The organism is Yoonia sp., from assembly GCF_017854415.1.
Classification (GTDB): Bacteria; Pseudomonadota; Alphaproteobacteria; order Rhodobacterales; family Rhodobacteraceae; genus Yoonia.
In genome coordinates this window covers 1-3397 of the sequence record NZ_JAFMHR010000200.1, presented here as the reverse complement: position 1 = coordinate 3397, position 3397 = coordinate 1, and the positions used below count along the sequence as shown (strand labels likewise).

Sequence of the window (3397 nt, the reverse complement as noted above, 5' to 3'; positions counted from 1 at the left end):
CGGCCTGCCAATAGATGATTTTGACTTCGCCATCGCGGCCACGCTCGCCTTCATGGGCGTCTGCAAATGCCATCGGCGCAAGTAGTGCCGTGGCAACTGCACCCATTAGTGCTGTTTTGAGTTTCATGTTGTCTTCTCCTTGTTAACGCTCTTGTTTGCCTCTTGACCTGCCGTTTGTCCGGCAGTGTCATTTGTATCGTTATAAAGATGGCAGGCGGTAAACCGACCTGGTTGCACTTCACGATATTCGGGTTCCACCTGCTTGCAGATGTCCATGACGGACGGGCAGCGAGTGCAGAAATTACAGCCCTTGGGCGGGTTCGACGGGGACGGGACATCGCCTTGCAAAATGATACGCTGAGATGCGCGCGCAAGGCTTGGGTCCGGTTCTGGCACAGCAGAGAGCAGGGCCTTTGTGTAGGGGTGTAGCGGGTCAGCATAAAGCCCTTCGCGGGGGGCCAATTCGACGATTTTGCCCAGATACATCACGGCCACGCGGGTCGCGATGTGGCGTACCATAGACAAATCATGGCTGATGAACAAATAAGTCAGGCCGAACTGCTCTTGCAGGTCTTCCAGCAGGTTCACGACCTGCGCCTGGATCGACACATCAAGGGCGGCAATCGGTTCATCGCATACGATGAATTTAGGGTTTAAAGCCAAAGCACGGGCAATACCGATGCGCTGGCGCTGACCGCCAGAAAAGGCTTGTGGATACCGCTTGGCGAATTTGCGGTTTAACCCAACCGCATCCATTAGCTCCGCGACTTTGGCGCGCTTTTCAGCGTCGTTCAGCTTTGTGTGTTCATCAAAGGGTTCTTTGATGATGTCTTCGACGGTCATGCGCGGGTTCAGGCTGGCTTGGGGATCTTGGAACACCATCTGCATGGTCGGGCGCATGTCGCGCAATTGCGTCTGCGGGGTCGCGCCGATTTCACGGTCGCCAATTTTGATCGAACCAGAGGTGATATCATAAAGCCGCAGCACCGCGCGCCCGCATGTTGATTTGCCACATCCAGATTCGCCAACCAAACCGAGCGTTTCGCCTTCCATGACGTCAAAGCTGACACCATCGACAGCTTTCACTTCACCCACGCGGCGGCGCAGTAGCCCCGCATGGATCGGGAAATGCATCTTAAGGTCTTTGACCGAAACCAAAGGCTTTTTGGTATCATCAAGCATCGCGTGGCCCTCCGGTGCGGGCATCAAAGAAACAGGCGGCATCATGGCCTCCGCCCAAATCAAAGCGTGGCGGGTTTTCAACAGCACAGCGGTCAAATGCCACATCACAACGGTCGCGGAATGCGCAAGAGGTTGGCGCGTCGGTTATCATTGGCGGCTGGCCTTCGATAATGGTCAAGCGCGTGGCCCGCTCTGCATGGATTTTGGGAATCGTTTTCAGCAAGGCGCGCGTATAGGGGTGCTGGGGATCACTGAACAATTCGTGCACGGGGGCATGTTCTACGACTTGACCGCCATACATGACCATCACGCGGTCAGCGATACCTGCGATGACGCCAAGATCATGGGTGATCCAGATCACTGCCATGCCCAGTTTGTCGCGCAAGTCTTTCATCAACTCAAGAATTTGGGCCTGAATGGTCACATCAAGTGCTGTCGTCGGCTCGTCCGCGATCAGAACTTGCGGGTCACAGGCTAAGGCGATCGCAATCATCACACGCTGGCGCATACCGCCTGAAAACTGGTGGGGATAGTCAAGCAAGCGTTGTTTGGCATCAGGAATACCGACCAATTCCAGCAATTCTTGTGCGCGCTTCGCCGCTTCTTGCTTGGTCATCCCCATATGCTTGCGCAGCGGTTCCATGATCTGGAAACCAACCTGATAAACGGGGTTCAATGATGTCATAGGGTCCTGAAAAACAAACCCGATCCTACCGCCTCGAACAGACCGAAGTGTTTCTTGGGACACGTGCAACAGGTCATTGCCTTCGAACATGACCGAACCATTGCGTATTTCCGCAGGCGGCGAGGGCAGCAAACCCAACAGCGACATCATCGTGACGGACTTGCCAGATCCACTTTCGCCGACAACACCGAGTAATTCGCCGGGCTTTAGCGAAAAGCTCACGTCGTTGACCGCGTGAACTTCGCCACCGCGTGTCTGAAAAACAGTTTTTAGGTCCCGGACATCCAGAACTGGCAGCGCCCCGTCAGGCATATAGAACCTCCCAAGTGGTTCAATTTTCGTATTTTTAGCCTGCACCTCTGATGGGTCCAGTTGTATAAGTATCAGACGGTACCATCAAATTGAGAACCCGCAAGGTGATTCATGTTTGCAGACCAGTCAATGTCAGGCCAAACTATGCACTGCCCGCCTACTGCGCATCTGTTCGTAAATGATGCGCAAATAGCGGCACATTCTGGAAAGGAATATGATGACCCTGAGCGCCCGAGAACTAATGGACAAGTTGGTCAGCTTTCCAACGGTCAGCCGTGACAGCAACCTCGATTTGATTGATTTCGTTGAGGAATATTTGGACGGTTATGGGGTGGCGTCAACGCGGGTTCCCAACGAGGACGGCACGAAAGCCGCCCTTTACGCCCATATCGGCCCGCAGGTGGATGGCGGCGTCATTTTGTCAGGTCACACCGACGTGGTTCCCGTCGACGGGCAAGCGTGGGACACGGATCCGTTCACGGTGACCGAACGTCAAGGCAAGCTTTACGGGCGCGGCACCTGCGACATGAAAGGCTTTGATGCGCTGGCTTTGTCGGCGGTGCCATTGGCATTGGAACGCGGCATCAAACGGCCCCTGCAAATTGCGCTTAGCTATGACGAAGAAGTCGGCTGCACTGGTGCACCTCCAATGATCGATCACATGGTTGCGATGGGCATGCCGCGTGCCGATACGGTTTTAGTAGGTGAACCGTCGATGATGAAAATTGCGAACAGCCACAAAGGCAGTGTCGGGTATGACATGCACTTTCGCGGGTTCGAGGTGCATTCGTCGCTCGCGCCTACGGGGGTCAGCGCGATTATGATGGCGGCCAAATTCATCAACTGGGCCAATGATGTAAACATCGAGAATGCAGCAAAAACCCCGAGCACATTGGCTGCAGATTTTATGCCGCCGTACACCACCTTGCACACTGGCAAGATCAGGGGCGGGACGGCACATAACATCACAGCCAAAGACTGCTATTTCGACCTTAGCTTTCGTTTGGTGCCGGGCGAAGATATAGCCGCATGGGAGGCCCGCTTGATGGCCAAAGTGGCGGAACTCGAGGCTGAAATGAAGGCTGTCCGACCAGAGGCGGGCATCAGCGCCGTGAAATCATTCCATGTCCCGGGTCTGTTACCCGAGGTCCAAGGCCGCGCAGAGGCAATGGTGCGCCAACTGACGGGCGAAAACGCGAGCAACGTCGTCAGCTACGG

Annotated in this window: 3 protein-coding genes; 1 reads left to right on the top strand and 2 read right to left on the bottom strand. The window is 55.1% G+C overall.

From position 1 onward, the window contains the following. Positions 1 to 123: 123 nt before the first annotated feature. Both QZ197_RS15320 and QZ197_RS15315 read right to left on the bottom strand, forming a co-directional pair. The gene (locus tag QZ197_RS15320) at positions 124 to 1182 is read right to left on the bottom strand and encodes an oligopeptide/dipeptide ABC transporter ATP-binding protein (RefSeq protein ID WP_296433037.1); all 1059 of its coding nucleotides are present in this window, start codon (positions 1180 to 1182) and stop codon (positions 124 to 126) included. Continuing rightward, the gene (locus QZ197_RS15315) at positions 1175 to 2179 is read right to left on the bottom strand and encodes an ABC transporter ATP-binding protein (RefSeq protein ID WP_296433035.1); all 1005 of its coding nucleotides are present in this window, start codon (positions 2177 to 2179) and stop codon (positions 1175 to 1177) included. The genes QZ197_RS15320 and QZ197_RS15315 overlap by 8 nt, the downstream gene beginning before the upstream one ends. Positions 2180 to 2393: 214 nt before the next feature. Here QZ197_RS15315 and argE point away from each other — a divergent pair. Next, positions 2394 to 3397 (top strand): acetylornithine deacetylase (argE, locus tag QZ197_RS15310; RefSeq protein WP_296433033.1); only part of this gene is annotated, 1004 nt, incomplete at its 3' end.